At 35.6% G+C, this 1,310-nt stretch carries 2 rRNA genes; both read right to left on the reverse strand.

Features of this window, described 5'->3' with window-relative positions:
- Positions 1 to 349, reverse strand: a 16S ribosomal RNA gene (locus Ctaglu_RS24720); the annotation flags it as partial.
- 836 nt (positions 350 to 1,185) lie between these two features.
- A 5S ribosomal RNA gene (rrf, locus tag Ctaglu_RS24725) occupies positions 1,186 to 1,302 on the reverse strand.
- Positions 1,303 to 1,310 lie beyond the last annotated feature (8 nt).

The following is a 1,310-nucleotide window of genomic DNA, read 5'->3' on the forward strand; positions in this document are numbered from 1 at the left end:
GAGTCTGGACCGTGTCTCAGTTCCAATGTGGCCGATCACCCTCTCAGGTCGGCTACGCATCGTTGCCTTGGTGGGCCGTTACCTCACCAACTAGCTAATGCGCCGCGGGTCCATCTCAAAGTGGAATTTTCTAAAAGAAAAATCCTTTGATGTTTCGATCATGCGATCAAAACATATTATGCGGTATTAATCTCCCTTTCGGGAGGCTATTCCCCTCTTTGAGGCAGGTTACCCACGTGTTACTCACCCGTCCGCCGCTAATCCACCCCGAAGGGTTTCATCGCTCGACTTGCATGTGTTAGGCACGCCGCCAGCGTTCGTCCTGAGCCAGGATCAAACTCTCAATTTAAAAGTTTACACTTTTTATTTGAAATGAATAATCTGCGCCAACTGTTAAGCTGGTTAGCAAGCTCATTACATACTTTTTAGTCTTACGACTAAAATTACTTTTTTATCTAAAGTAATTAACTGGTCTAGCAAAATGTTATTTCGCTATTTTACCTATTTCTCTGTTTAATTTTCAAAGACCAATTTGCTTTGTCATCATGTGACGACTTCTACTATTTTACTTGGTATTGCTTGTTTTGTCAATAACTTTTTAAAATTAATTTTCATATAAAAATTTATTAAATCGTAATTAACATCTAACTTTCTGAGCCACTCTTTCGTGACTACAAGGAGTATTCTATCATATACACATATAAGGCATTTATGCTAACTCTTGAAATACGACAATTATATTCACTATTCTCTATGTTACTACTAATTATTAACTTTATTCTATAGTGATACACTAGGATTAGTATACTATATTTTTATAATCAAAACGTTGAATTTAAACTTTTCGTACAAAATTTTACCTTCCTCTGCATAATGTCATAAAAGAAACTAACGCATCTGTGGAGAGGTTGATTTCTTTTTTATAAATTAGTTTGCTTATAACTGACCGCAATACTAGCTATATATTTAATTCCTGTAACTGCTGATAACTCAATAATATTAGTCCCATCTTTATAAAAATAATTTCTTAACATAAAAATTACCCCATATGTATTTCTACATATGGGGTTTATAAATGAGCTTACTAAATATATTATTTAATGTTTTTATTGTGTTGACATACGTCAACAAATTTAGGGCATACCAAAATAAAAACCACTAAGTCTAACTTAGTGGTTTTTTGTTACCTGGCGACGACCTACTCTCCCACAAAGTTACCCCTGCAGTACCATTGGCGCATTGAAGCTTAACCGACCTGTTCGGTATGGGAAGGGGTGTTACCTTCATGCCATAATCACCAGATTGAGAAA

The sequence above is a fragment of the Clostridium tagluense genome (assembly GCF_003865095.1).
In the GTDB taxonomy this organism is placed as follows: Bacteria; Bacillota; Clostridia; order Clostridiales; family Clostridiaceae; genus Clostridium_AD; species Clostridium_AD tagluense.